We start from the raw sequence: 26,663 nt of genomic DNA on the forward strand, positions 1-26,663 counted from the left end.
CTATATGGAGACCCAACGAATCCAATTGAATCAAACGGCTTACGTGGATACCTATTTATTGCACCAATCCAAAGAGTACAATGTCGGCAAGAAACGACCGCTAGTGATCGTCTGTCCAGGCGGCGGCTACGCATTTACCAGTGATCGAGAAGCGGAAGTCATTGCCTTGAAATTCAATAGTATCGGGCTAAATAGTGTTGTTTTATGGTACACCACCGGTGACCAAGTGAAAAACGTTCCCCACAATGCCTTGATGGAAGCCGCCCAAACCGTCAAAACCATTCGTGCGCATGCTCAAGAATGGTTGGTGGATGAGGAGCAAATCATCGTTTGCGGTTTTTCAGCAGGCGGACATCTAGCGTTGCAGTTAGCGACGCGCTGGCACGATGCTGAGCTGGCAGAAGCGTTGGGCGTTAGCAGTGACTTACTGAAAGTGAATTTGGCGATCGCCGGCTACCCATTGGTTTATCAAGAGCATGCCTTCCCAATCGATGAGCTAGGCTTTGCTGCTAGTCTGATCGAAAAACCTTTAACTGCCAACGAACGCTTTTTTGGGAGTAAACAACCGACGGAAGAAGCCATTCAATCCATGAACATTTTGCATCATGTCGATCAGTGGACACCTCCGATGTTTCTCTGGCATACGACGGAAGACGTCTTAGTCGATGTGGCGCACTCGTTGAAGCTGGCGGTCAAATTAAGAGAAGCCGAGATTCCATTCGAACTGCATATTTTTGAAAAAGGCGAACACGGACTGGCATTAGCGGATCGAACAACGGCACGCAAGCCAAGTCACCACAATGCCCATGTCGCTAAATGGTTTGAGCTGTGCGAAGGCTGGCTCAGTAGTTATATTGATTAAAAAACCGTCGGTGCACAACTTGTGCCGATGAAAGACTAACTATATAGAGTCAAGTGAAAATTAGCTAAATCAAAAAAATATTTTATAACAGTTAAGTCCAAAAAATGAGTACAACAAATAGACCTTTCACTATTAGATTTTTTTGATTGTTCAATAGCTAATCGGAAACAATCTTATAAGGTTCATTTTTAGTTAAAATAGCATGAATCACATAACAAAGCTTACGAGAAACAGCACCTAAGGCCGTCAGATGATGCTTTCCCTCAGAAATTTTTTTCTGATAAAACGCGCGAAAAACAGGATCACATTGAGAAGCAACTAGAGCAGCTGAAAACAAGGCTTTTCGTAAGTATGGAGATCCACGCTTGCTCATAACATTATGTGTTGCTTCGTATTGCCCAGATTGGGACACAGACGCGTCTATGCCAGCATAAGCAACCAGTTTTTTCGGATTAGAAAATTTGCGAATGTCTCCAATTTCACCAAGAATTGTCGCGCCATTTATAGGGCCGATTCCAGGGATTGTGAGAATAACAGAGTCTAAATTACTCATTATGCGCTTAATTTCTTTTTCAGTTTCTTTTACTTGGCTTTCGATGAATTTCAATTGTTCAATCATGGAGCGTAATTGAAATGTAAAAGCTTCTTGAGCAAATTTCACTCCAAAGGAGTTAGAAGCTGCTTGCTTCAATTGATCTGCTTTCTCTGGCTTTATTCGGTTCCTGCTTAACTCAGCTAAGTATTGAGCCAACGTTTCTGCCGAAATTTCTTCTAGCTCTATAGGAGAACTAAACTCAAGCAATAACTCTTTAGACGCTTTTCCGAAAATACCTTGTTTAGAAAAAATTGATGCATATTCAGGAAACACTTGATCTAGTACAGCTATGATTTTTCGTTTGAAGTCGCTTGCGGTACCTACTAAATAGGTTCGGTAACGTGAAAGTTGTTTTAACGAAAAAACATTTTCATCAGACAATACTGTTTCTACAAAGGAACCATAACGCATCAAGTCAGCAATCAAAACAGAATCAATAATATCATTTTTTCGTTTTCTGATTTCTGTTCCTTTGCGCCAGCCATCGGTTTGAAGAGGATTCACAACGTGAATCAAAAAGTCTGATTCGTGGAGGTATGAAAAGATGGAGAGCCAATAATGACCCGTAGCTTCCATTCCGACAATAAAGTCAGCGGGAGTCTCTGAATATTTTGAAAGCCGCTCAATCAGGGAATCAGCTCCTTCAGTAGTGTTAGGGAAAGAAAAACCTTTTAGGATCACTTTACCTTCTTCACTCATTAAAGAAGCCACGTGAGTTCGCTTGCCGATATCAATTCCTAAGAAGTACATACATTTGACCTTTCTAAAAAAATATTTTGGATTGAAACCCGCTCAACTGAAAAGCGTCACTACCTTGTACGAGATACGGAGTAAAGCAAAAACTTTCAACATCTAACTCATACGTAATCCACTTATCAGAGAGAGGTGCCAGTCTTTCGATTACGAGCTTCAAAACTCAAGGAGGCAACGGCATAGCCTCTCAATCCAATAAATATATTATCTCAAAATGAATGAGTTAATACCAAATTAAAATAACGATGGTTCATAGGGTTATCCAATCAAAACCGGAAGGTTAAAACCCTAACTCTAATATACAAGGAGAGCACCACTGTGAAAATCACCGTAAGCCAAAACAAACGCACCTTATTGCGAGACGGACAGCATTTCTTTTATTTAGCTGACACTTGTTGGAGTGCCTTTACTAGTATTCAAGAAAATGACTGGATCACTTACTTAGACAAACGCAAAGAGCAGGGCTTCAATACCCTTCAAATCAATGTGTTACCGCAATGGGATCGCAGCCGTGGTCAATTTGACTGCTTGCCGTTTCCTCTTGATGCGGGCGTCTTTGATTTTACTGTTTGGGAGGATGCCTATTTCGAACGGGCTCAGCGTCTTTGTAAAATTGCCGACGAGAAAGGCTTTACTTTAGCGTTGGTCGTCTTGTGGTCAAACTATGTCGCAGGAACGTGGGCTAGCCAGTTGGACAAAGAACGCAACGTGTTGCCGGAGGATTGCCGCCAGGCCTACTATCAAAAAGTGATTGCGACTTTTGATGCCTTCCATCCGATCTACTTTATTGGTGGCGATACGGATTTCCCAACACAGCCAACCATCGATACGTATCTAGAAGCCTTTGCTTTCTTTGAAAAGCATTCGCCCAATACTCTGAAAACGATTCATATAAAGGGACGTTTTGAAGAGATTCCCGCAACGATCGTCGAACATTTGGACTTATTTTTATACCAATCAGGTCATAACAGCGCCTTTTTGAATATGCCTTATTATTTGGCAGAGCGTTTTTATCAAAGACAACCGCAGCTGCCGATCATCAACTCAGAACCTTGCTATGAACAAATGGGCTATGCCCGTCACGTATACGGCCGATTTGGTCAAAAGGATGTCCGCAAAGCGGCATGGCAATCACTGTTAGCCGGCGGCGCGGCTGGGATCACGTACGGTGCCCACGGCATCTGGAGTTGGCAAACCCCGACGGCGACTTTTGCGGAAGAAATCGGGGAAGCGTTTGATCGTCCGATGATTTGGCCAGAAGCTTTATCTTTTCCTGGGGCAGATGACTATGGCTTTATCAAGCAATTATTCGAATTATTAAATATTCAGGAGCTTGTGCCTTGCCAAGAGCGCTTGATCGATGCAGATGAACAGATTCGTATGGCAGCCATCGCAGGATCGAAGGATGCGTTGCTTTACTTGCCAAGCAATACAACAGTTCGTCTGCAAGGAGATCTTTCTACAGCGACCGTCACATTGATCGATTTGAATACCAATCGTTTCTTGAAACCAAAACTGACAGTTACCGATGGTATCACTGTTTTCCATCCCCACAATTGTCATGAAGATGTATTGTTTGTCATCCAAATAAAGGAGTGAAAAGAAAATGGATAAGTATATGGATAAGGTGTTAGTATTTGCAGATAAAATCTCCAACAATCGGTATTTAAAGGCAATTTCAAACGGGTTGATGGCGACGCTGCCGATCAACATTATTGGTTCGATCGCCTTATTGTTAGCAGTTTTGCCGATTCAAGGATGGACAGACTTTATCAATTCGATCAATATTGGCGGCTATTTTTCCGTCGGTTACAGTATGACCGTCGGGGTTATCTCAGTGTACGCTTCCTTTCTGGTCGGTCACCGTTTAGCGACAGAATTTAAGCAATCGGCGGTTCCTGCCGGCATCGTTTCACTGTTTGCCTTTTTGATGATGACGCCAATGGTTACCTTAGAGGAAACAACGACCCTCGACATGAGCAAACTCGGTGCTCAAGGCTTGTTTACCGCTATGATCTGTGGCTTAGTCTTTGCTCGTTTGTACTGCTTTATTTTAGAAAAAAATATCGCCATCAAAATGCCAGCAGGCGTGCCGCAATTTGTGACGGATACCTTCGCCGGTTTGATTCCAGCAATTATTTCTGGGTTTACCGCGATCGTCATTAGCTGGGCATTCAGTTTTACTTCTTATGGCTCATTCTCAGATTTCATCTATCAAATCTTGGCAATGCCGCTGCAAAGCTTGTCTTCTAGTGTAGGTTCGTTGTTATTTATTGTACTGATCCAAATGGTGCTATGGTTCTTCGGTATCCATGGTTCGTTGGTGGTGGGTAGCTTTGTCACCGCTTTGTACTTACCAATGGATGTGGAAAATATGGATGCTTTGGCTAGCGGCGTTGCTCGTTCCGAGTTGCCGAATATTTTGAGTAAGTCGTTTTATGATTTGTTTGCTGGTATTGGTGGGGCTGGGGGAACATTGTCATTGATTATCGTTATTTTGCTGTTGGCGAAATCAAAACAATCACGGACAGTCGCTAACCTGAGTGCCGTTCCTGGATTGTTCACCATTAATGAGCCGGTGATTTTTGGCTTACCGCTGATTTTGAATCCAATCATGGCGATTCCGTTCATATTAACACCATTGGTTCAAGTGCTTGTGGCGTACCTAGCGATCTGGAGTGGGATCGTCCCACGACTTAGTGGCGTACAAGTTCCCTTTGACACACCGATTTTTCTAAATGGGTTTCTAGCTGGAGGCTGGCAGGTCGCAGTTCTACAAGTCGTTTGCGTTTTGGCAGGCTGCTTGCTGTACATTCCTTTTGTCAAAATATTAGATAAAGGAAAATTAAAAACAGAAGCAGAAGCAGCGCAAGCAGAGGTTCAAACTGAAAGTATCGATCCAGCTGGAGAAACCGTCTGACTTCAGGGGAACAATGCGTAAAAGGCAGGACCTTGTTCTTCTTCAACAAGGGACAAGGTGAATTTTTGCACACTTGATTTCTTAAGACGGTGAATCCAGTCAATGATCGGCCATTCCCGAAAGCAGATAGGCTCTGATTGATCTACTTAGTAATCGAATGGTTCGGGGAAACGCCGATGATCCTAATGCAAATGTGACACAAATAGATTTTCTGATTTTTGATTTTACTCAGTGTGGGTCTTTTTAAAAAAGATACCAGCTGCTCCCCCACAATTGCTATCAAGACGTTTTGTTTCTCGGACACAGATCAAAAAGGAGTGTATTATATGACTTTCGCAGAGAAGTTCACCGAAAAAGGCCAGTACTACGAAAGTAAGATTCAGCAAAATAAGTATATGCAAGCAATCTCAATTGGATTGATGACCCTACTGCCAATCATGATCATCGGCGCATTCAGTACACTGTTGTCTTCTATGCAAATCGGGGTTTATCAATCAATGATTGCCCCGTTTCGCGATATTATCGCCTTACCGGCTCAATTTACGACAAATGCATTGGCTATTTATGCCGCTTTTTCCATCGCTTACAAATTGGCAGGCTTGTATGGAAAAGAAGGCTTGATCCCTGGTTTTGTTTCCTTGTTCTCCTTTTTAGTCTTAACACCAATCAGTGTTTTTGAAGATGGAGAGCTTGTAATCAATGCCTTGACCTTTGACTGGCTGGGGGCTAGAGGGTTGTTTGCGGCGATGATCGTGGGTGTCTTAACTGCCCGTTTGTATGTGTTTTTTGTCGATAAAAACTTGGTTATCACGATGCCGGAGGGTGTACCACCAACAATTGCCAAAACATTTTCGGGACTGGTTCCAGCAGTGTTAGTAGCAGTCTTATTTACGATAACAGCCGGTTTGTGGAAGATGACGGAATTCGGTAGTTTCCATCAATTTGTATACACGATTCTACAAATTCCACTGCAAAGTCTCGGAGGTTCGATCTGGTCTCTTTGTATTGCATTATTGCTGATGCAACTACTTTGGGTGTTTGGCATTCATGGCGCAGCAGTCGTTTTTGGTATTATTCAGCCAATAATGACGGTACTTAGTCTAGAAAATTTAGCTGCTTATGAAGCGGGAGAGCCTATGCCCAATATAGTAACTGGTGCATTTTGGAGCATCTATGCCAACTTTTCAGCGATGCTTGGTTTAATTGTTGTCCTGTTGTTTTTATCAAAAAGCAAACAATTTAAAACGATTGGTAAATTGGGAGCGCCAGGGGCAGTTTTTGGGATTCATGAGCCACTAATTTTCGGATTGCCTATCGTGATGAACCCGATTCTGGCGATCCCCTACATTTTAAGCCCAGTTGTGTGTGTTATTTTAGGCTATATCTTAACCATCACGAATATTTTACCAATTCCTATCGGGATGCAAGTGCCTTTTGGAGCTCCAGTTGTTCTTTCGGGAGTTTTACAAGGAAGTTGGAAACTTGCGGCGGCTCAATTACTGATGATTCCTTTGTGTGCCTTGATCTATTACCCATTTGTCCGCATTTTGGATAAGAAAAATGCCGAACAAGAATTGGCGCAAGAAACGCAAGAAAAAGCAGCAGAACAAAGCATGGATCGAGTGATTTCTTGATGGTTGAAGATCAAAGGGAGTTGCTTAAACGTATAGAAAGGGTCAACAGTAATTGTTAGGAAATTGTTTAATGGCTACTCATAAAAAACTCTTTAAAAGAAGCTAATTTGACAGGGTTTACTGGTTAAATTTCCCCTTTTTTCAAAAGATCGCTGGTTAAAAGAAACCGATTTTATGATGACAAGCCAACGAGTTAGTGCTATAGTTAAAGAAAGAAAACCCACGTGGATTGTTACTGACTCGATCAGGCAAGACCTAAATAAGAAAGCGCTCTTCTCGTTTTAGCAGCGGCTCTTATTTAGGTCTTTTGTTTTTTATCGGGGATTTTTCAGTAATCAGCTAGGTAGGTTTATCAAAAGAAAACAAAAGGAGAACGAGCAAATGGCAAAATTTCCAGAAAATTTCTTATGGGGCGGCGCGACCGCAGCGAATCAATTAGAAGGGGCGTTCGATCGCGATGGCAAAGGCTTGTCAGTGGCGGATGCAATGCCTGGCGGCAAACAGCGTTTAGCGATTTTAGGCAGTGATACGTTTGATTGGACGATCGATGAGGACAAATACACCTACCCAAATCATCGCGGGATCGACCATTATGACCGTTTCAAAGAAGACATTGCGTTGTTTGCAGAAATGGGCTTCAAGAGCTATCGTTTTTCCATCGCATGGACACGTATTTTTCCAAAAGGCGATGAAACGACACCAAACGAAGCTGGGCTAGCATTTTACGATGCGCTGATCGATGAATGTTTGAAATACGGGATCGAGCCAGTGGTTACGATCTCTCACTATGAAATGCCTTTGCATTTAGCCAAAGAATACGGTGGCTGGAAAAACCGAGCATTGATCGATTTCTATGAACGTTTTGCAAAAGTTGTCTTGGAACGGTTCCACAGCAAAGTCAAATACTGGATGACCTTCAATGAGATCAACTCTGCTTTCCATTTCTCCGCATTGAGTCAAGGAATGGTCAACAGCACGGGTGCCAGCGACTTTACAAACGTGATCCAAGCGTGGCACAACCAATTTGTTGCCAGCAGTAAAGCAGTCAAAATCGGCCATGAATTAAACCCAGAGTTACAGATCGGTTGTATGATCATTTATGCAACGACTTACAGCATTGATGCGAACCCAGTCAACCAAGTGGCGACGATGATCCATAATCAAGCCTTCAACTACTACTGTGCCGACGTGCAGGTACGTGGAAAATACCCATCCTTTACGGATCGTTTGTACAAAGAACACGGCGTCAATAAAGAGGATCTTGAGATTACCGAAGAAGACTTAGCCTTGATTGCTGAACATACTGTTGACTATGTTGGCTTCAGCTACTACATGTCTTCTGCCGTGGATATCACCACAGAAGAAGCCGATGAAGTGCAAGGAAACTTGTTAGGCGGCGTCCGCAATCCATTCTTAGAAGCAAGTGAATGGGGCTGGCAAATCGATCCAGAAGGGCTGCGCATCGCGTTGAATGAATTGTATGATCGTTATCAAAAACCATTGTTTATCGTGGAAAACGGCTTAGGAGCCATTGATACCTTTAACGAAGAAGGTAAGATCGAAGATGACTATCGTATCGATTACTTGCGCCGCCACATTGAAGCAATGGGGGAAGCGATCGCTGATGGCGTAGACTTGATCGGTTACACGCCATGGGGCTGTATCGACCTTGTCAGTGCTTCAACAGGCGAAATGAGCAAACGCTATGGCTTTATTTATGTTGACTTTGATGACGAAGGCAACGGCACGATGGATCGTTCCAAGAAAAAATCCTTCGATTGGTACAAACAAGTCATTGCAACAAACGGAGAAGAGTTGGCCTAAGTGTTTCGTTAGACTCACGGATGACACAGGATCCGTTATAAAAGAAAACCGATCAACGGTGCTCCTATACAGGCGCATCGTTGATCGGTTTTTTTTTGATATTTGGTTTTAACGGGTACGTTCATAGCTGTCTCGTAACAAAGATTGGAGTTGTTTTTCTGATACAGAGCCATCTAATAATGCGGTGAGCCAATGGTTTTTATTCATGTGATAAGCGGGTAAATAGCCGCGGCTTTGATTGATGATCGAAACCATTTCGGGCGCTGCTTTGACATCTAAAATTTCGATCATTTCCGTTCCTTCCAAGCCTAATTTTTGCTTTTCTACAGTCATCAGCAAGCCAAACCATTTGCCGCTTTTACGATGCCGCAAGACTTGGTACTCGGGAAACTTTGCAAATGGATGGTCGATCTGAACATCATTGAAGGTCTGAGCGAAGGCGATCAGCCGGTTTTTAAGATCCATGGGTATCCCTGCCTTTTTATAATAGAAAACTACTTATATTATACCACTGATTCCTTTTACCTAGCGTAACCGTTTCTGATAAAGCATTCGTGCCAAGAACCAGCTCACCACTACGATACCGCCGCACCAGCTAAAGGCACTGATCAAGGTGGTATCTTTTAAGTTTAACAAAAGCCCGCGCAAAGAATGGATGATCGGCGACATTGGTTGGTATTCAGCAAAAACGGCTAACGGACGCGGCATGGTTTCCGTAGGGACGAAACCAGAGCTTAAGTAGGGCAAAAGGGTGATCAAGACAGTAAACAAGGTCGCTGTCTCGGGGCTTTTGGCGATGAGACCAACCAGAACGGAGACCCAAGTAAAAGCGAAGGTGAAGCAAAAGATCAATAGGAAGGCGAGTCCCCAGCCAGCAACTGTGGCTTGAGGGCGAAAACCGATGACCATGGCGACGATCAACACGACCAAGGTGCTGATCAAGCTCCGAAGGGTCGCGGCAAAGACATGCCCGTTTAAAAAGGCTGAGTTAGAGATGTTCAAGGTCATCAGCCGTTCCACCATGCCGGATTTCAAATCTTCCGTCACCGTTACCCCAACGGAGGAGGCGCTTTGGGCGATACATTGGACGAGAACACCAGGAACGACAAAATCGACATAAGAGGTATCGCCGACGTTCATGGCTCCCCCAAAAACATAGACGAAGAGGATCATTAAAATCGCTGGGGTCAAAATCCCACTTAGCAAAGTCTCCATACTGCGAATCGATAGCAAGAGGTTGCGTTTGAATAAGGTGTTGGTTTCTATAATTGCTTTCATTGGTTTCCTCCTTGGACAAGTGTTAGAAAAATATCTTCTAACGAAGCATTCTTTTGATTAAAACTGGTGATAGTGATCGGTAGTTGATTGAGTTCCTGTAACAGCGTGAAGGAATGCTGGAAGTCTTGACTGACGGGAAATGCCAGAGAGAGACTGGACTCATTGACTTGCAGCGGAAAGTCAGACAGATGCTGTCGCACGGTCTGCAAGTGTTCTTTCGTCAATACGCTGATTTCCATCGTTTGTGAAGGATGCAGTGCTTTGACTTCCGTTGGTGTTCCTTGCAAGATGATTTTCCCTTCATGCAAGATGGCGACTTGATCTGCTAAAAATTCAGCTTATTCGAGGTATTGGGTCGTCAGGAAAATCGTTCGTCCTTGAGCGGCGATCTCTTTGATCATGTGCCATGTGGCTAAGCGGTTTTGCGGGTCTAACCCGGTCGTTGGTTCATCCAAAAAGAGCAGGTCAGGTTCGCCGATAAAACTCATGGCGATGTCTAAGCGTCGTCGCATGCCACCAGAATAATTTTTGACTAGTCGGTTGCTGGCATCCACCAAATCAAAACGCTCTAACAAATGTTGGACGATAAACTGTTTGTTTTTGACATGGCGCAAGGCAGCAATCATCAGCAAGTTTTCTCGTCCGGTCAGTTCTTGATCGACGGCGGAAAATTGCCCTGTCAGACTGATTTTTTCGCGAATCGCTGCTGGATCTTTGGTCAAGTCGATCCCATCGATCCGCGCGGTTCCTTGGTCAAAAGGTAGGATAGTGGACAAAATTTTGACTAAAGTGGTTTTTCCAGCGCCGTTTGATCCTAGTAAGACAAATACTTCGCCAGGAGTGACGTCAAAAGTGACCTCTTTCAAAACGGTTTTGTCTTTGAAGCTTTTTTGTAAATGTTTCACGTGAAGCATTTTCTTTTTTATATGGGTATCCATAGCTTTTCCCTCGTTTCTATAAGATAATTCAACTATAAAGGCTCTTCGGGAAAAACAACTGCTTATTTCAATATATTGAAAAAGAAGGTGAAAAAATGAACAATTATGGTGCGACAGTGAAAGAGCTTCGCAAAAGTAAAGGCTTGCTGTTGAAGGAATTAGTGGATGAACAATTGTCGATGTCTTTGTTATCGCAATTTGAAAATGGCAAAACGACGATTTCCTGCGAACGATTTTATCGCTTGCTAGATAAATTGGAAGTGAGTTTTGCCGAATTTCAGCTGCTGCATACGGGGGAGCATCATTCGGAGGCTCAAAAGCTAATGGTCGACTATGTCCGTTTGATGGGGATCGAATCCATTGATGAAGTACCTAAATTAAAAAAGAAATATCAAAAGCTGACCACGTACTTTCAACAGCATTACTCCTTGGAGCTGGACCACTTCTTACAACTGATCCGTTTTGACTACTTGATGAAAGAGGAGCTTTTTAAAGGGGTGCCCATCGAGGAGGCTTACCTGAAACACAATTACTGTTTGGACTCTGCCAAGCATTACTTGCTGAATACCGATACATGGGGTGTTTATGAGCTGCGGCTGTTTGCCCGCGTAGCAATTTCGATGGAGCCGGCTTTGCTTTGGCGCTGCTTGACGATCGCCATCAAAAAGAGTCAGCGCTTTGCAAAAATTCCTGGCAATGAAGATATTTTGTACAACACGTTTGAGACGGTATTTTCTGTCTTTGCTGTTTTCGACGAGGCGAATTATGCGGAAAAGACCTTTCATTTATGGCGAGATCATGTTTATGAAAAAGAGCACATTGAACAAGCGATCTTTATGCCGTTTTTTGAAGGCTGGACGCATCTATTAAAACAAAATAAGGCACAAGCAGCGGACTTGATGCAGCAAACGTTAGATCAGCTGGAAAGATTAGGGATGAAGAACACGTTTGCTATGTATCAATTATTAAGCACATCTGTATTGAAAGAAGAGTTTCCAGGGATTTTATTGAGTGATCCATTGCTTTCTGAAGGAACCCGTTTTGGCTGGGACTAGCTAGAATAAGCTGTATTCCGCCGATGAAAGCGCCTTATGTTTAAGAATCGGAGAGGAAGTGATTAAAAATCAGTAAATGCAAGCAATTTGCTTCTTTTTTACTGATTAGAGGAGTATATTCGAAGTTGGAATTTTTCTTTATTTAGAATTATTTTAATGTACTTTTTATGAAATAGGAGGATGTAGGATGGATATTGTGACACTAGCGCGAATCCAGTTTGCGATGACGACGATTTTTCACTTTTTCTTTGTACCGTTTTCGATCGGAACTGGTGTCGTCGTTGCAATTATGGAGACACTTTATGTGATCAAAAAAGATGAAAAATATCGCCGGATGACGAAGTTTTGGGGAAATATTTTTCTATTGAGTTTTGCTGTCGGGGTCGTGACAGGGATCATTCAAGAATTTCAATTTGGGATGAACTGGTCAGACTATTCTCGTTTTGTCGGGGATATTTTTGGTGCGCCCTTGGCTTTAGAAGCTTTGTTGGCGTTCTTCTTAGAATCGACGTTCTTAGGACTGTGGATCTTTACATGGGATCGGGTCAGTCCCAAGCTGCACGCCACCTTTTTCTGGTTGGTGACGCTGGGTTCGATGCTATCGGCGTTTTGGATCTTAGCTGCCAATAGTTTTATGCAGCATCCAGTGGGGTATACCTTGAACAATGGCCGGGCAGAAATGACTGACTTCGGTGCATTATTGGCAAATCCACAGGTGTGGTATGAGTTTTTACACGTGATCACCGCTGCCATCACGATGGGTGGGATCATTGTTGCTGGTTTATCTGCCTTTCGTCTATTGAAGAAAGACAAAGACATTGAACGTGATTTCTTCAAAAAATCAATGCGGATCGGTTTTGCGGTGGCATTGTTCGGTTCATTCACCGTCTTGCTAGCTGGGGATGAACAAATGAAATACTTGGTTGAAGAACAACCAATGAAATTTGCCGCAATGGAAGGAACTTATGAAGATACCGGGAGTCCTGCGGCTTGGACTGTCGTTGCTTGGGCGAATGAAGCGGAACATCACCAAGTCTTCGGTATTTCGATTCCATATATGTTGAGTATCTTAGCCTTCAATGAACCCTTCGGCTCCATCGATGGGATGGATACGGTCAATCAGCAATTGATTGAAACCTACGGCGACCGTAATTACTACCCGCCGGTCAACACACTCTTTTGGAGCTTCCGGATCATGGCTGGTTTTGGTGCGTTGATGTTGTTGGTTTCTGGTCTGGGGTTGTATTTTACGCGTAAGAAGAAACCGTGGCTCTTTGAAAAACGCTGGCTGCTTTGGGTAGTGGCGATCACTTTGTTCACCCCATTTATTGCCAATACAGCTGGTTGGCTGATCACGGAGTTAGGACGTTACCCATGGACGGTTTACGGCTTGTTTACGATCGAAGATAGTGTGTCACCAAACGTTTCCGTGACCTCACTCTTGATCTCAAACATCGTTTACTTCCTCTTGTTCTCTGGCTTAGGCGGAACGATGGTCTATCTGGTGAAACGGGAAATGGATCATGGACCTGAAAAAGAAGCCTTCGGCGAAATCAGCCAAGGAGACAACCAAGAAGGGTACGAAGACCCATTTGATAAGGAGGCGTTTGAAGGATGACCGGTCTGCAATTACTATGGTTCACGTTGATTGGGCTTTTATTTTCTGGCTTCTTCTTCTTAGAAGGGTTTGACTTTGGTGTGGGGATGTCTGTGCAGACATTGGCCCACAATGAAGAGGAAAAAGACCAGATCGTTAAAACGATCGGGCCTGTCTGGGATGGCAATGAAGTGTGGCTATTGACCGCTGGCGGAGCAATGTTCGCCTCGTTTCCATACTGGTATGCTTCTTTGTTCAGCGGTTTTTATTTGATTTTGTTATTGATCTTAGTCGGGTTGATCATTCGCGGTGTTTCCTTTGAGTTTCGAGCAAACTTCCCGAAAGAACACAAAAACATTTGGAACTGGACGTTGACGATCGGCAGTACGATCGTACCGTTTTTCTTCGGTCTGATGTTTGTCAGCATGATCCAAGGAATGCCTTTGGGTGAAGATGGCAACATGACGGCAACCTTTACGGATTACGTCAATCCCTTTTCAATCGTTGGCGGGATCGCGTTGACCTTGTTGTGCTACTTGCACGGATTAAACTATATCGCTTTGAAAACGGAAGGTCCGATTCGGGCACGGGCACGCAACTATGCAAGTATTTTTTATGGCATCTTATATGCAGGCTTAGTCGTCTTTGCTGTGATGCTTTACTTCCAAACGGATTTCTTCGAGAATCATTTTGCGACAACGCTTGGTTTGTTGCTCGTGATCGTTGTACTGACACTGATTGCAAATATCGGCGTCTTTAAAGGCAAGGAAATGATGGCTTTCATTGCGAGCGGCTTGACGTTGATCGCTTTGGTGGCATTGATCTTCACAGGGTTATTCCCAAGAGTCTTGATTAGTTCGATCGATTCAAGCTATGACCTGTTGATCGCTGATGCGTCTTCAAGCCGCTACACATTGAAGATCATGAGTTATCTTTCACTGACGATCTTGCCTTTCGTCTTGGCCTATACGGCTTGGAGTTACTATATCTTCCGTAAACGGATCAGTCATACGGAGGCGTTGGAGGGGTATAAATGATTGATAAACAAATCATGAAGCTCCCAGGAATGAAACAACTTTTAGGGCTGCTTGCGGGACTTTCGTTCCTGCAGGCGCTCTTCATTATTGGGCAGGCGTATGGATTGGCACGTGCCATCACTGGCTTATGGGAAGGACGACCATTAGAGGAACAGTGGGGCTGGATTCTGCTGTTCTTTTGTTCGTTTATCGCCCGACAAGCCGTTATCTATTTCCGTTCCAAAAGACTTGATGATTACAGTTACCAGCAAGCCGCCGATCTGCGGGATCAGTTGTTGGAGAAATTGTTTCGGGTCGGTCCTCAGATCGCACAACAGCAAGGGACGGGGAATGTAACAACGATGGTCTTGGAAGGGATCAACCAAGTCGAAAACTACTTGAAATTGATTCTTGCCAAAATCATGAATATGTCGATCATTCCTTGGGTCATTTTGGCACTCGTTTTTTATCTGGATTGGGAGTCGGGCTTGGTCTTGCTGTTGGTGTTCCCCTTGATCATCATTTTTATGATCATCTTGGGCTATGCCGCGCAAAGCAAAGCGGAAAAACAATACCGAACGTTTCAATTACTGTCCAATCATTTCATCGACTCCCTTCGAGGGATCGACACGCTGAAATTGTTTGGGGTCAGTAAAAAATATGGCAAGAGTATCTTTGCTTCCAGCGAACGGTTTCGGAAAGCGACGATGGCTTCATTAAAAGTCGGTATTTTATCGACCTTCGCCTTAGACTTTTTCACGACCTTATCGATTGCCGTCGTGGCAGTCTTGCTAGGCTTGCGGCTGATCAATGAAGGAATCTTGCTGTTTCCAGCGTTAACCATCTTGATTTTAGCACCAGAATACTTCTTGCCGATCCGCGACTTTTCCAGTGATTACCATGCAACCTTAGACGGAAAAAATGCGATGACTGCGGTGACGGAGATCTTGCATCAGCCCGAAGCCCAAGTACCGGCAGTAACGGTGCCTCGTTGGCAGGAAGACGCCCAGTTAACGATCGATCAGCTGGCGTTTTCCTACGAGGAAAAAGCGGCTTTGACGGATATCAACTTGAACGTGACTGGCTTCAAAAAGATCGGGATCATCGGTTTGAGCGGTTCTGGCAAGTCTACCTTGATCAATACTTTGAGTGGCTTTCTCGTGCCAGACAGTGGCGAGATCAGTCTCGGAGGGGCCAAGACCACGGCCTTTCGCCAAGCAAGCTGGCAAGAACAGCTGATCTATATTCCGCAAAATCCTTATATCTATCGGTTGACCTTGCAGGAAAATGTCGCGTTTTATCAGCCGACAGCTACCAAAGAAGCCGTACTGAAAGCCATTGAAGTGGCAGGCTTGACTGAGCTTTTAGCAGAGCTGCCGCAAGGGTTGGACACGATGTTAGGAGAAGGGGAACGGCATCTAAGTGGCGGACAAGCCCAACGGATCGCTCTAGCCCGTGCCTTTTTAGACCAGCAACGAAAGATTCTTTTGTTTGATGAACCAACGGCTCATTTGGATATTGAAACCGAAGTTGCTTTAAAGGAACGGATGCTACCGCTGATGGAAAACCGTTTAGTCTTTTTTGCAACCCATCGCTTGCACTGGATGGAAGAAATGGATGAAATCATCGTGATGGATCAAGGAAGAATCGTGGAACAAGGAACCTTGGCACAACTGCAGCAAAAGCAAGGTGCTTTTACAGAACTAGTCAATGGAATGAGGAGGGAACAGCTTGAATAAAATCGGCTTATTGCGCTCATTGAAAACTGATACGTGGGTCAAGCCTTTCTTGTCAAAATACAAAAACGTTTTGGCGCTGGCCTTATTCCTAGGCTTCTTGACCTTTTTCTGTGGTGGGGCACTGATGTTTAATTCTGGGTACCTGATCAGCCGCTCGGCATCGATCCCAGAAAACATTCTATTGGTTTACATCCCCATCGTACTGACCCGAGCGTTTGGGATCGGCCGTCCAGTCTTTCGCTATTTGGAACGGTTGACCAGTCATAGCTGGGTCTTGCGCATGACCTCTAATTTGCGATTGAAATTGTACAACGTAGTAGAAAAAGATGCGATCTTCTTTAAGCAAGCGCATCGCACGGGGGATATCTTGGGCTTATTGGCAGAAGATATCAACCATATTCAAAACCTGTATTTGCGGACGATCTTTCCTACCGTGATCGCTTGGATCTTGTATGCGTTCTTGATCATTGGACTCGGCTATTTTTCTTGGTGGTTTGCTTTGGTGATGCTGCTGCTATTAGGAATCATTGTCTTTGTCTTGCCGCTTTGGTCGGTGATCATCAACGGCGCGCGGCAAGAAAAGCAAAAACACATGAAAAACAACTTGTATACGACACTGACGGATAATGTATTAGGGGTTTCTGATTGGGTCTTCTCTCAAAGAGGCAGCGAGTACGTGGCTGCCCATAAGGAACTGGAAACACAGTTGCGGGCGGTGGATGAACAGATGCTGTCCTTTGATCGCCGGCGTGATTTTCTTTTACAAAGCATCTTTGGAGTGATCGCTGTCGCATTGCTGCTTTGGACCAGCATTCGCTTTCCAGGTAACCACGGAGGAGCAGCCAACTGGATCGCTGCCTTTGTCCTGTGTGTCTTTCCTTTAGTTGATGCATTTGCGCCATTACCGTCTGCTGCTCAAGAAACCAATCGCTACAAAGACTCCATCGATCGCTTCAATGCATTGCCAGAAGAAAATCGCCAAGTCTCCATGGAGCAACCGTCAGTACCTGAAGTGACGGGCCTCGTGTCGATCACAGTCAAGGACTTGCATTTTCAGTATCCTGAAGGCAAAGAAGTGCTTCATGGGTTGGATCTAACGATTCCTGCGCATCAAAAACTAGCGATCCTTGGTCGCAGCGGTTCTGGGAAAAGTACATTTGCCTCCTTGTTGCGAGGCGATCTGCAACCGACGCAAGGGTCGATCACCTTAAACGACGTGCCTGTGACGGCATTGAGTGAGTCGATCAGTGACTTGATCGGTGTCATCAATCAAAGTCCCTATCTTTTCCATACGACCGTCTTGAATAATATTCGGCTAGGCAATGAGTCGGCTTCGGAAGAAGAAGTCTGGCGCGTACTGGAGCAAGTCGGGTTGAAAGAAATGGTGGCAGCTTTGCCTAACGGCTTGGCGACGATGGTGGATGAAGCCGGCTTGCGTTTTTCTGGTGGAGAACGCCATCGTTTGGCCTTGGCGCGGATCTTGCTAAAAGATACTCCGATCATCTTATTGGATGAGCCAACCGTCGGCTTAGACCCGATCACGGAGCAAGGCGTGCTCGAAACCTTTTTCCAAGTGCTGGAGAACAAAACGATCATTTGGATCACCCACCACTTGCAAGGAATTTCGATGATGGACCGTGTGCTCTTTATTGAAGATGGTCAGTTGACCATGAGCGGAACACCTGCCGAATTGGCAGCAGAAAACAAACATTTTCAACACTTATTGGCCATTGACCAAGGACGACGATAAAAAAAGAGCGTCCATCAATCAGTGATGGACGCTTTTCTTCTCATTGCTCTATGGCTCAGTAATTGCGCTGCAAGAGCAGTTCAGTTAATGAACGAATTTTGGCTTTGCTAGGTGCTTCGGGCAGCAGATCGATGTCGTCTAAGGCTTTTTGCGTGTAGGTGACCGCGAAAGCGCGCGCTTTTTCAACACCGCCGTAACGGACGACAAGATCCGCAACTTCTTGGGCTTCTGCCAAGGAGAGTGCTGCTTTTTTATTCAAATAAGGAGCGAATGCTGCAGGTGCCTGTTCTTTGGCAAATAGCAGCGGTAAGGTATAGACTCCTTGTGCCAAATCTTCTAGAATCGGTTTTTTCAAAGTGCCGCTATCAGAGGTGTAGTCGAGAATATCGTCGAATACTTGAAAGGCGATCCCGATGTTGCGACCGATCTCACCCGCCCGCTCTTGGTTTTCTGTGTCGAGGCCGCCAAAATGAGCGCCTTCGAGACAAGCGAGCCAAAACAGTTCAGCGGTTTTGCCGTTGATGCTTTGCAGATAGTCGTCAATCGATTCATGGATGTTGTAGCGAGTGTGCATTTGATCAAGTTCACCTAAAAGGAGTCGTTTCATGGCTTGTGCGTTGGTTTTTAAAAACGGGGAGCCATTCATACTTTCGATCAAAAGCTCAAAAAATTGGGTGAACAAAAGATCACCCGTGTAGACCGCGATATCCTTGCCGTATTTGGCTTGAACAGTGACTTGACTGCGCCGCAGCGGCGAATCGTCAATGATGTCGTCGTGGATCAAAGTGGCCATGTGTAAAATTTCTAGAGAAGCAGCAATTTTTGTTAATTGGTCGGTTTTTTTATAATGGGGATCGCCTAAGTCAGCAAACAAAAAAAAGAGCGCTGGCCGCAGCATTTTTCCACCTGAATAAGTAAAGTCGATCAAAACATCTTGTATCTCTTTGTTACGAACAGTAACGTGTTCTTCAATGATGGAACATACGGTTTTCAATCGTTGTTCGATCGTCGGATAATCGATCCAAAAGTCAAACATAGTATAACCCTTTCTAACAGTCATTCAGCCCTTATTCTAGCGTAAAGGGGCGTGATTGACTAGTTTAATGCACTCACTAAAGGAGGTGAAGTTGTGACGCTACCTGTATTTTTAGAACTTGTCGAATTTAAAGCAAAAACCGCCAGTATTTTGCCATTTTTCATTGGTGTCTGCTACAGCTGGTACAATTATCAAACGATTCATCTTGGCTATGTCCTATTGTATTTCATTGCCATGCTGATCTTCAATATGGCGGTGGATATTTTAGATAACTACAACGATTACCATCATGCCACAGAAGGGCATGATTACAAAGAAAAGACCAATATCATTGGTCGGGAACAGTTGTCTGTCAAATTGGTTTTTTGGTTGATGGTCTCCATGATCATCGTTTCCGCCGCCATGGGAATCGCCTTGGCAATGGTGGTTGGTTGGCCGCTCTTTTGGATGGGACTGTATTGTTACCTAGTCGGGATCTTTTATTCCTCTGGTCCACGGCCGCTTTCTAGTTTGCCTTTAGGCGAGTTCTTTTCTGGCTTTACGATGGGCTTTATGATCTCATTGATCTGTGTCTACCTTAATGCCTATCAAACCTTTGAATGGAACATTGCCACGATTGGCAGTATTTTCTTGATCTCATTACCCAACACATTATGGATCGCCAACTTGATGCTGGCAAACAACATTTGTGATCTGGAAGAGGATGAAAAAAATGAGCGCTATACGCTGGTGCATTACCTTGGTAAAGCCCGTGCGTTGAAATTATTTATCACGATGAACGTCTTGGCGTTTGTTGCGATCATTGCCTCAGTTGCCCTCAACATTGCGCCTTGGTCACTGGTTCTGACCTTTTTCGCGGCGCCCTTTGTCTGGCAACAGACAAAACGATTTATGCAAAAACAAATCAAAAGAGAGACCTTCATTTGTGCCGTTCGGATCCTTGCGGTCGGAGCATGCGTACAAGTGCTGAGTTTTGCGATTGGTTTGATTTTATAATTTTTACAGCAAAGAAAGGAAGTAAGGAAACATGAAGGAAGTTGTCATTTTAGGAGCAGGGTATGCTGGATTGCGAGCATTGCACGTATTGCAAGGAGCAAAAGAAGCGTTTCACATCACATTGATCGACAAAAACGATTATCATTATGAGGCAACCGATCTTCATGAAGTTGCGGCCGGTACGCAACCAAGAGACCGCATTTGCTATCCCATCAATGATGTCGTTCGTCCCCAAAAGACGAGCTTTGTTCAAAAGGAAGTGGCGTCGATCGATCGTAACCAGCAAGTGATCGTTTTTAAAGATCAATCCACGTGCACGTATGATTATTTGATCGTGGCATTAGGCTTTGAATCAGAATCATTTGGGATCCCTGGTGTCGAGGAGCATGCGTTGGAAATGGCGGATGTCGACTCCGCAGAAAACATCTATCATCATTTGTTGAAACAAATGAAGGCATACAAAGAAACACAAAATCCTGACTACCTAAAAATCGTTGTCTGCGGTGCTGGTTTCACGGGAATCGAATTGCTAGGTTCATTGGTGGAAAACCGTAAAACCTTTGCGAAAGCAGCAGGCGTCAAACCAGAAGAGATCAAACTGTACTGTGTCGAAGCAGTGACTCGTTTATTACCGATGTTTGATGAAAAACTATCGGATTACGGGATCAAAAATCTCGTTAAATGGGGCGTAAACTTCCTGACTGGTAAACCCATCAAAGCAATCAAACCAGGTGTCGTTGTCTATCAAAATGATGCCGATACAGGAGCAACAGCAGAATTATCAGCCAAAACCATCGTTTGGACCACAGGCGTCAGCGGCAGCCATGTGATGGCTGAATCAGACTTTTCTGCTCGTCGTGGTCGCGTGATGGTCAATCAAGACCTAACAGACCCTGATCATAGTAACGTCTATGTTGTCGGTGATGTTTCAGCAGTCATGGACCCAGCGACCAATCGCCCGTATCCAACAACGGCTCAAATCGCTTTGAAGATGGGGCAGCATGCGGGTAAAAACATCTTACGTCAAATGAACGGGGAAAAACCAGCAGATTTCCACTTTGAATCATTAGGTTCAGTGGCATCGATCGGCAATACCCATGCCTTTGGCTTAGTAGGGAAAATGGGCATCAAAGGCTATCCCGCTTCCGTGGTGAAAAAAGCCATTATGGACCGTTCCTTGTACCAAACCGGTGGGGTCAAAGAAGTATTGGCGAAAGGCCGCTTCGACTTTTATCATTGAGCAATAGAAACAGCAGACTGCGAGGGTGACCTCGCAGTTTTTTTTCAAAAAAAGCAGCAAGGGTATCCCGCAGACTACTTTTTTCTCCCAGAAACTGCTATGATAGCCAAAAGAACAGAACAAAGGAGCAAGGACAATGCCAGAAGGCCAACGAGTGTTACAGGGAATGGGAACGGTGATCACGATTTGGGTGCAGCATGAAACCCCAGAAGTGATCTTAGAGGAAGCAGCCAAAAGAGCTGCGGCCTTTGAACAGCGTTTTAGTGCCAATGACCCGACGTCTGAGTTGATGCAGATCAATCAGCAGGCAGGACAAGGAGCGATCGCTGCCACACAGGAATTGTTTGAATTGATCGCACTAGGGAAAGCCCATAGCGTACCCAAAGATAGCTACTTAAATATTGCCATCGGTCCTTTGGTGCAGGAATGGCGGATCGGGTTCCAAGATGCTCATCTACCAACGCCTGAGAAAATCGCGGAGCTGCTGCCAAAGACTGATCCTGCCAAGATCATTTTGGATGAAACGCTGCAGACCGTCGGGTTAGCTGCTGGCATGAAGCTTGATCTAGGGGCTGTGGCAAAAGGATATTTTGCTGATTTGTTGATGACCTATTTCAAACAGGTTGGTGTCACAGCCGCTTTGATCGATCTTGGAGGCAATGTGGTGACTTACGGCGATGCCCCAAGCCATCAAGATGGCTATTGGCGGATCGGGATCCAAAACCCTTTCTTACCAAGAGGGAATTTTGTCGCAGCGTTGAAGGTTCGTAATCAATCAGTCGTTACATCAGGGATCTATGAACGAACCTATCAGGTAGCGGGCAAGACCTATCATCATATTTTTGATCGAGATACGGGCTATCCGTTAGAGTCAGCCATTGCCAGTGTCACGATTCTCTCCGACCAATCGGTTGATGGAGAGATTTGGACGACCCGCTTGTTCGGCAAAGAGCCACAAGCCATCTTGCAGGAGCTGGCGCCGTTAGAAGGAATCACTGGGTTAGTCATTACCAAACATGGAGAGTTGATCTATCCACAAGAATTAGCCCGTTTGATCGAAACGCCAACAGCAGAATGAAAACAAGCAGCGATCACCTAGGAATATAGGTGGTGGCTGCTTATTTTTTTGTAAAAAGAAAGCTAGACGTGTTGCAAAAAGGTCTCGATCAAGTCGGCTTCGCTGTTTGACAATGCCCGTTCGGCTTGATGGGCAATAAAATAGGTGAGGGACAAGAGTTCCTCTGGCATCGGATAAAGATTAAAAGGGGTCGCAGTCGCTGCTTGCAGCACGCTTTCGGGTACGATCGCAATCCCGAGGTTGTTTTCTGCCAATGCTGCTGCTGTATAAATATTGCTGCTTTCTATGAGAACGGTCGCCTCTACTTTGTATTTTTGTAGCAATTGATCGATTTGACGCCGAATCGCCGAGCCGCTAGCGGTCAAAATCAACGGACTTTGCAGCAAGTCTTTGACGGCCAATGAATCAGGTGCTAAATACCGCTTCTCTGGTTGATACAGGGGAGAACAAGGCGGAATGATCGCTAGATACCGTTCTTGATTGGTACTGTGGACTGTTAGATTCGGTGCGATCGTCTCAGGATTTTGTCCGATAAAAAAGTCCAGCTGCCCATTCAACAGTCGTTTTTCATTGTGCTTCGGCAGGTCTTCCCGTAAGAAAAAGTGCACGTTGGGATAGTGTTCATAATATGCAGGCAAAAAGAGTGGCAGCAGATAGGAACCAAGGCTGGGCAAGATGCCTAAGCGCAAAGAACGCTTCTCGGTCGCGGTATACCAAGACAGTCGACTTTTCAATTTGGCAGACTCTGTTTCCAAGGTTTCCAGATATTGATAATAGATTTTACCAGCTTCCGTCAGTTGAAAATGACCCGGCTGCCGATTGATGATGGGGGTCCCTAGCTCTTGTTCGGCACGTTTCACGGTTTGTGTCAAGTAAGGCTGTGAGATGTAGAGGTCTTTGGCGGCTTTGGTATAGTTGCTATGCTTTAACAAGGTATCGAGGTATTGCAGCATCAGATGGGAATCTTTAAGTGCCATTGCGTGGTCCTCCTAGTCATTTTTTTCATTATAACAAATTTGTTATCGATAGATAGTTAAATAAATATTTCACAAATAAAGAATTCAGTCGTACACTAAATGGGTACTTGGGGAAGATTTTTTTGTTTAGGAAGAAGCCTTTCATCTCAGTAGGTCTTAAAAACCAACTTGAGAAACGATTGAAAAAAGAAATCAAAGCCAATGGTCAAAAACTTTTTATTTATTGTTAAATGTTAAATTATTCACAATTAGGAGAGATGATAATGAAATTGATTGGAATCGTAGGAACCAACTCGACGCGTTCGACCAACCGTCGCTTACTGCAATTTATTCAAAGCCATTTTAGTGACCAAGCGGAGATCGAACTTTGCGAAATCAGTGATCTGCCAGCATTTAATGAACCAGAAGATCGGACGGCACCAGCGGCAGTTCAAGCCTTGTCAGAGAAGATCGAAGCAGCCGATGGGGTGATCATCAGTACACCAGAATACGATCACTCGATCCCAGCGGTGCTAAAAAGCATGATTGAATGGCTTTCTTATACGACGCGGCCTTTGATCGATAAACCAGTGATGATCACGGGTGCTTCTCTTGGTGCATTAGGTTCATCGAGAGCCCAAGCCCACTTGCGTCAGATCTTAGATGCACCAGAAGTAAAAGCTCGAATCATGCCGAGTGCGGAATTTTTATTAGGGCACTCCATGCAAGCCTTCGATGAACAAGGAAACTTGATCGATAGCGAAAAAGTTGCCGAACTAGAAGATTGTTTCAATGAATTTGTCTTGTTTGTCGAAATCACGAACCGTCTGGTCAGTGAATATTCAACGGCTAAAGAACGAGCAAAGAAATTTTCGTGGGAACAAGCATAAGAAAGAGAGGAACCAGTCATGAAATTTGTTGGCCTAATCGGAACGAACGCCAAAAAATCCACCAATCGCCAATTAGTGGCGTTTATGCAGCGAGAATTTGCTGCCCTAGCAGAAATTGAACTACTGGAAATCAAGGATGTCCCAATGTTCAATGAAACACAAGATCAAACCAATAGTGAAGTGATCCAACGGTTAAATAGCAAGATTTTAGCAGCCGATGGGGTGATCATTGCGACACCAGAGCATAACCATTCGATTCCTTCCGCATTGAAAAGCGTCTTGGAATGGCTCTCCTTCAATCTCCATCCCTTTGATGGCAAACCAGTGATGATCGTCGGTGCATCCTACGATGTACAAGGCTCTTCGCGAGCACAGCTTCATTTGCGCCAAATCCTTGATGCACCGGGTGTCAATGCGACAGTCATGCCAGGAAATGAGTTCTTGTTGGGACGTGCACATCAAGCTTTTGATGAACAAGGCAATTTAAAAGATCAACGAACGGTCGATTTTTTGGATAGCTGTTTCCGCAAGTTCGTTCGGTTTACGGAAGTCGCTAATTTGTTGAACGTACCAGAAGAAGTCGTTTATGAGCCTGGCGAATACACCGTCACAGCACCAGGACATAACGGGGATCTACCAATGGTCGTCAAATTGAGCGAAGAACGGATCGAAGCCATCGATATCGATACTTCTGGTGAATCCGAAGGGATCGCTGATGTCGTTTTCGTACGGATTCCTCAAGAGATCATTGAAGGGCAAACCTTAAATGTCGATGCGATCTCTGGTGCTTCGGTTACTAGTAACGGTGTCGTTGATGGCGTAGCAAAAGCCGTGAAAATGGCTGGTGCGAACCCAGATGTCTTGCGCAAACGTCCAAAAGCCGCCAGTGCTTTGCAAACAGAAGATGAAACGTATACCACCGATGTCGTTGTCGTAGGTGGCGGCGGCGCGGGTCTGAGTGCGGCTGCCAGTGTGCTGCAAGCCAATAAAGATGTGATCTTAGTAGAAAAATTCCCAGCGATCGGCGGCAATACCGTACGTACTGGCGGACCGATGAATGCCGCGGATCCAAAATGGCAAAACGGCTTTTCCGCATTGCCTGGCGAACGCAGTGCTTTAGAAGAAGTGCTGACGATCGATGAGCAAGAGATCGATGCAGAATACTTGCCAGACTTCAAAGCTTTGAAGGCACAAATCACTGCATATCTTTCAGAAACGACGCCAGAAAAAGAATACTTGTTTGATTCTGCTTTGTGGCATCGAATTCAAACCTATTTAGGCGGAAAACGCAAAGATTTGAATGGTCAACCGATCTATGGGAAATACGAGCTAGTGAAGATCTTGACGGATCAAGCATTGGACTCAGTGAAATGGCTAGAAGAAATCGGCGTTGAATTTGATATGAACAATGTCGATATGCCAGTAGGAGCGAAATGGCGCCGAGGACATAAACCAGTCAAAAACGAAGGGTATGCCTTTGTCTCTGCTTTGCATCAATTCGTGAAAGAACATGGGGGAACGATCTTAACCGATACGCCTGTCAAAGAATTATTGATCGAAGATGGCAAGGTTACTGGAATCATCGGGGAAGGCCGTAACGGTCAAAAAGTCACGATCCATGCCAAAGCAGTGATTTTAGCTTCTGGTGGGTTCGGAGCGAATACGAAAATGTTGAAACAATACAATACCTATTGGACAGAGATCGAAGACGATATCAAAACGTCAAATTCACCAGCGATCACTGGTGACGGGATCAAACTAGGGGAAAGTGCTGGCGCGGACCTTGTTGGCATGGGCTTTTCGCAAATGATGCCCGTATCTGATCCAAACACAGGGGCTTTGTTCAGTGGCCTGCAAGTGCCACCTGCTAACTTTGTGATGGTCAATCAAAAGGGTGAACGCTTTGTCAATGAATACGAAAGTCGCGATGTATTGACCCAAGCGGCGATCGATAATGGCGGATTGTTCTATTTGATCGCGGATGAAGAGATCAAGAAAACCGCTTATAACACGAGCCAAGAAAAAATCGATAAGCAAGTAGCTGCTGGTACGCTGTTCCGCAGTGAGACCTTGGCTGGCCTGGCAGAGCAGATCAATGTTGATCCAGCCGTCTTAGAGGCGACCGTTGCGAAATACAACAGCTATGTGGATGCTGGGAAGGACCCAGAGTTTGGCAAAGATGTCTTCGACTTGAAAGTGGAAAAAGCGCCTTTCTATGCCACACCAAGAAAACCAGCGGTTCACCACACGATGGGGGGATTGAAGATCGATCCGCAAACCCATGTGTTGACGAAGGAAGATCAAATCATTGAAGGGCTGTATGCAGCAGGGGAAGTTGCTGGGGGGATCCATGCTGGCAATCGCTTAGGCGGCAACTCGTTGACAGACATCTTTACTTTTGGCCGAATTGCTGGAAAAACAGCAGTCGCAGAACATCTCGAATAAAAAGCCTTGCGCGTTGTGTCTCGACACGCGCGCTAGCTTTTGAAAAAACATGTGAATAAAG

The 26,663-nt window shown here is 44.8% G+C and carries 20 protein-coding genes and 1 pseudogene; 15 read left to right on the forward strand and 6 right to left on the reverse strand.

The window, feature by feature from the left end:
• Positions 1–4 precede the first annotated feature (4 nt).
• Positions 5–862 (forward strand): alpha/beta hydrolase, encoded by an 858-nt coding sequence (locus IGK14_RS00295; protein ID WP_010748507.1) that lies wholly within the window; start codon positions 5–7, stop codon positions 860–862.
• A gap of 157 nt (positions 863–1,019) precedes the next feature.
• On the opposite strand, the gene IGK14_RS00300 is transcribed toward IGK14_RS00295, so the two are convergent.
• On the reverse strand, positions 1,020–2,207 hold the full coding sequence (locus IGK14_RS00300; protein ID WP_010748508.1) for an IS110 family transposase: 1,188 nt from the start codon (positions 2,205–2,207) through the stop codon (positions 1,020–1,022).
• A 321-nt stretch (positions 2,208–2,528) separates the two neighbouring features.
• On the opposite strand from IGK14_RS00300, the gene IGK14_RS00305 reads away from it, so the two are divergent.
• The 4 genes from IGK14_RS00305 to IGK14_RS00320 all read left to right on the forward strand — a co-directional run bounded on the left by IGK14_RS00305 (position 2,529) and on the right by IGK14_RS00320 (position 8,588).
• A complete protein-coding gene (locus IGK14_RS00305) occupies positions 2,529–3,809 on the forward strand; it encodes an apiosidase-like domain-containing protein (RefSeq protein ID WP_010748509.1) in 1,281 nt (426 codons plus the stop codon).
• A gap of 7 nt (positions 3,810–3,816) precedes the next feature.
• Complete coding sequence (locus IGK14_RS00310) at positions 3,817–5,130, forward strand: PTS sugar transporter subunit IIC (protein WP_010748510.1); 1,314 nt, start codon at positions 3,817–3,819, stop codon at positions 5,128–5,130.
• A gap of 326 nt (positions 5,131–5,456) precedes the next feature.
• Positions 5,457–6,764 (forward strand): PTS sugar transporter subunit IIC, encoded by a 1,308-nt coding sequence (locus IGK14_RS00315; protein WP_438711421.1) that lies wholly within the window; start codon positions 5,457–5,459, stop codon positions 6,762–6,764.
• Between the two features lie 381 nt (positions 6,765–7,145).
• Entirely contained in the window at positions 7,146–8,588 is a 1,443-nt protein-coding gene (locus IGK14_RS00320; protein WP_005226517.1) for a glycoside hydrolase family 1 protein, read from the forward strand.
• 108 nt (positions 8,589–8,696) lie between these two features.
• On the opposite strand, the gene IGK14_RS00325 is transcribed toward IGK14_RS00320, so the two are convergent.
• The 3 genes and pseudogenes from IGK14_RS00325 to IGK14_RS00335 form a co-directional block, all read right to left on the reverse strand.
• Positions 8,697–9,053: an MmcQ/YjbR family DNA-binding protein gene (locus IGK14_RS00325; protein WP_010748512.1), complete on the reverse strand. Its 357-nt coding sequence runs from the start codon at positions 9,051–9,053 to the stop codon at positions 8,697–8,699.
• 60 nt (positions 9,054–9,113) lie between these two features.
• The gene (locus tag IGK14_RS00330; RefSeq protein ID WP_005226521.1) at positions 9,114–9,866 is read right to left on the reverse strand and encodes an ABC transporter permease; all 753 of its coding nucleotides are present in this window, start codon (positions 9,864–9,866) and stop codon (positions 9,114–9,116) included.
• Positions 9,863–10,804 (reverse strand): annotated as a pseudogene (locus IGK14_RS00335) (ATP-binding cassette domain-containing protein). The gene IGK14_RS00330 and the pseudogene IGK14_RS00335 overlap by 4 nt, the downstream one beginning before the upstream one ends.
• A 95-nt stretch (positions 10,805–10,899) precedes the next feature.
• Between IGK14_RS00335 and IGK14_RS00340 the strand changes: the two are divergent.
• The 5 genes from IGK14_RS00340 to cydC all read left to right on the forward strand — a co-directional run bounded on the left by IGK14_RS00340 (position 10,900) and on the right by cydC (position 17,961).
• Positions 10,900–11,859, forward strand: a complete 960-nt coding sequence (locus IGK14_RS00340; protein ID WP_438711423.1) for a helix-turn-helix domain-containing protein — start codon at positions 10,900–10,902, stop codon at positions 11,857–11,859.
• Between the two features lie 187 nt (positions 11,860–12,046).
• Positions 12,047–13,477: a cytochrome ubiquinol oxidase subunit I gene (locus IGK14_RS00345; RefSeq protein WP_010748516.1), complete on the forward strand. Its 1,431-nt coding sequence runs from the start codon at positions 12,047–12,049 to the stop codon at positions 13,475–13,477.
• Complete coding sequence (cydB, locus tag IGK14_RS00350) at positions 13,474–14,493, forward strand: cytochrome d ubiquinol oxidase subunit II (RefSeq protein ID WP_005226530.1); 1,020 nt, start codon at positions 13,474–13,476, stop codon at positions 14,491–14,493. Before IGK14_RS00345 ends, cydB begins: the two co-directional genes overlap by 4 nt.
• Positions 14,490–16,211 carry a thiol reductant ABC exporter subunit CydD gene (gene cydD, locus IGK14_RS00355; protein ID WP_015508716.1) on the forward strand — a complete coding sequence of 574 codons (1,722 nt, stop codon included), beginning with the start codon at positions 14,490–14,492 and terminating at the stop codon, positions 16,209–16,211. Before cydB ends, cydD begins: the two co-directional genes overlap by 4 nt.
• The gene (gene cydC / locus IGK14_RS00360) at positions 16,204–17,961 is read left to right on the forward strand and encodes a thiol reductant ABC exporter subunit CydC (RefSeq protein ID WP_010748518.1); all 1,758 of its coding nucleotides are present in this window, start codon (positions 16,204–16,206) and stop codon (positions 17,959–17,961) included. Before cydD ends, cydC begins: the two co-directional genes overlap by 8 nt.
• 55 nt (positions 17,962–18,016) lie before the next feature.
• On the opposite strand, the gene IGK14_RS00365 is transcribed toward cydC, so the two are convergent.
• The gene (locus IGK14_RS00365; protein ID WP_005226544.1) at positions 18,017–18,997 is read right to left on the reverse strand and encodes a polyprenyl synthetase family protein; all 981 of its coding nucleotides are present in this window, start codon (positions 18,995–18,997) and stop codon (positions 18,017–18,019) included.
• A 93-nt stretch (positions 18,998–19,090) separates the two neighbouring features.
• On the opposite strand from IGK14_RS00365, the gene IGK14_RS00370 reads away from it, so the two are divergent.
• The 3 genes from IGK14_RS00370 (at position 19,091) to IGK14_RS00380 (ending at position 22,311) form a co-directional block, all read left to right on the forward strand.
• On the forward strand, positions 19,091–19,993 hold the full coding sequence (locus IGK14_RS00370; RefSeq protein ID WP_005226546.1) for a prenyltransferase: 903 nt from the start codon (positions 19,091–19,093) through the stop codon (positions 19,991–19,993).
• Between the two features lie 31 nt (positions 19,994–20,024).
• A complete protein-coding gene (locus tag IGK14_RS00375) occupies positions 20,025–21,233 on the forward strand; it encodes an NAD(P)/FAD-dependent oxidoreductase (RefSeq protein WP_010748519.1) in 1,209 nt (402 codons plus the stop codon).
• Positions 21,234–21,369: 136 nt separating this feature from the next.
• Entirely contained in the window at positions 21,370–22,311 is a 942-nt protein-coding gene (locus IGK14_RS00380; RefSeq protein ID WP_010748520.1) for an FAD:protein FMN transferase, read from the forward strand.
• Between the two features lie 62 nt (positions 22,312–22,373).
• Here the strand turns inward: IGK14_RS00380 and IGK14_RS00385 are convergent, their stop codons facing one another.
• Positions 22,374–23,288, reverse strand: a complete 915-nt coding sequence (locus IGK14_RS00385; RefSeq protein ID WP_010748521.1) for a LysR family transcriptional regulator — start codon at positions 23,286–23,288, stop codon at positions 22,374–22,376.
• Positions 23,289–23,551: 263 nt separating this feature from the next.
• Here IGK14_RS00385 and IGK14_RS00390 point away from each other — a divergent pair, with 263 nt between their 5' ends.
• Together IGK14_RS00390 and IGK14_RS00395 are read left to right on the forward strand one after the other, a co-directional pair.
• Positions 23,552–24,157: an NADPH-dependent FMN reductase gene (locus tag IGK14_RS00390; RefSeq protein WP_005226550.1), complete on the forward strand. Its 606-nt coding sequence runs from the start codon at positions 23,552–23,554 to the stop codon at positions 24,155–24,157.
• Between the two features lie 18 nt (positions 24,158–24,175).
• Positions 24,176–26,602 (forward strand): flavocytochrome c, encoded by a 2,427-nt coding sequence (locus IGK14_RS00395; protein WP_010748522.1) that lies wholly within the window; start codon positions 24,176–24,178, stop codon positions 26,600–26,602.
• Positions 26,603–26,663 lie beyond the last annotated feature (61 nt).

The sequence above is a fragment of the Enterococcus sp. DIV0970a genome (assembly GCF_051711265.1).
GTDB classification, from domain to species: Bacteria; Bacillota; Bacilli; order Lactobacillales; family Enterococcaceae; genus Enterococcus_D; species Enterococcus_D casseliflavus.

Excerpts from the sequence above, each read along its gene's own strand:
- IGK14_RS00295 (WP_010748507.1), top strand. The coding sequence starts at position 5 with ATGGAGACCCAACGAATCCAATTGAATCAAACGGCTTACGTGGATACC.
- IGK14_RS00300 (WP_010748508.1), bottom strand. The coding sequence starts at position 2,207 with ATGTACTTCTTAGGAATTGATATCGGCAAGCGAACTCACGTGGCTTCT.
- IGK14_RS00310 (WP_010748510.1), top strand. The coding sequence starts at position 3,817 with ATGGATAAGTATATGGATAAGGTGTTAGTATTTGCAGATAAAATCTCC.
- IGK14_RS00315 (WP_438711421.1), top strand. The coding sequence starts at position 5,457 with ATGACTTTCGCAGAGAAGTTCACCGAAAAAGGCCAGTACTACGAAAGT.
- IGK14_RS00320 (WP_005226517.1), top strand. The coding sequence starts at position 7,146 with ATGGCAAAATTTCCAGAAAATTTCTTATGGGGCGGCGCGACCGCAGCG.
- IGK14_RS00325 (WP_010748512.1), bottom strand. The coding sequence starts at position 9,053 with ATGGATCTTAAAAACCGGCTGATCGCCTTCGCTCAGACCTTCAATGAT.
- IGK14_RS00330 (WP_005226521.1), bottom strand. The coding sequence starts at position 9,866 with ATGAAAGCAATTATAGAAACCAACACCTTATTCAAACGCAACCTCTTG.
- IGK14_RS00340 (WP_438711423.1), top strand. The coding sequence starts at position 10,900 with ATGAACAATTATGGTGCGACAGTGAAAGAGCTTCGCAAAAGTAAAGGC.
- IGK14_RS00345 (WP_010748516.1), top strand. The coding sequence starts at position 12,047 with ATGGATATTGTGACACTAGCGCGAATCCAGTTTGCGATGACGACGATT.
- cydB (WP_005226530.1), top strand. The coding sequence starts at position 13,474 with ATGACCGGTCTGCAATTACTATGGTTCACGTTGATTGGGCTTTTATTT.
- cydD (WP_015508716.1), top strand. The coding sequence starts at position 14,490 with ATGATTGATAAACAAATCATGAAGCTCCCAGGAATGAAACAACTTTTA.
- IGK14_RS00365 (WP_005226544.1), bottom strand. The coding sequence starts at position 18,997 with ATGTTTGACTTTTGGATCGATTATCCGACGATCGAACAACGATTGAAA.
- IGK14_RS00375 (WP_010748519.1), top strand. The coding sequence starts at position 20,025 with ATGAAGGAAGTTGTCATTTTAGGAGCAGGGTATGCTGGATTGCGAGCA.
- IGK14_RS00380 (WP_010748520.1), top strand. The coding sequence starts at position 21,370 with ATGCCAGAAGGCCAACGAGTGTTACAGGGAATGGGAACGGTGATCACG.
- IGK14_RS00385 (WP_010748521.1), bottom strand. The coding sequence starts at position 23,288 with ATGGCACTTAAAGATTCCCATCTGATGCTGCAATACCTCGATACCTTG.
- IGK14_RS00390 (WP_005226550.1), top strand. The coding sequence starts at position 23,552 with ATGAAATTGATTGGAATCGTAGGAACCAACTCGACGCGTTCGACCAAC.
- IGK14_RS00395 (WP_010748522.1), top strand. The coding sequence starts at position 24,176 with ATGAAATTTGTTGGCCTAATCGGAACGAACGCCAAAAAATCCACCAAT.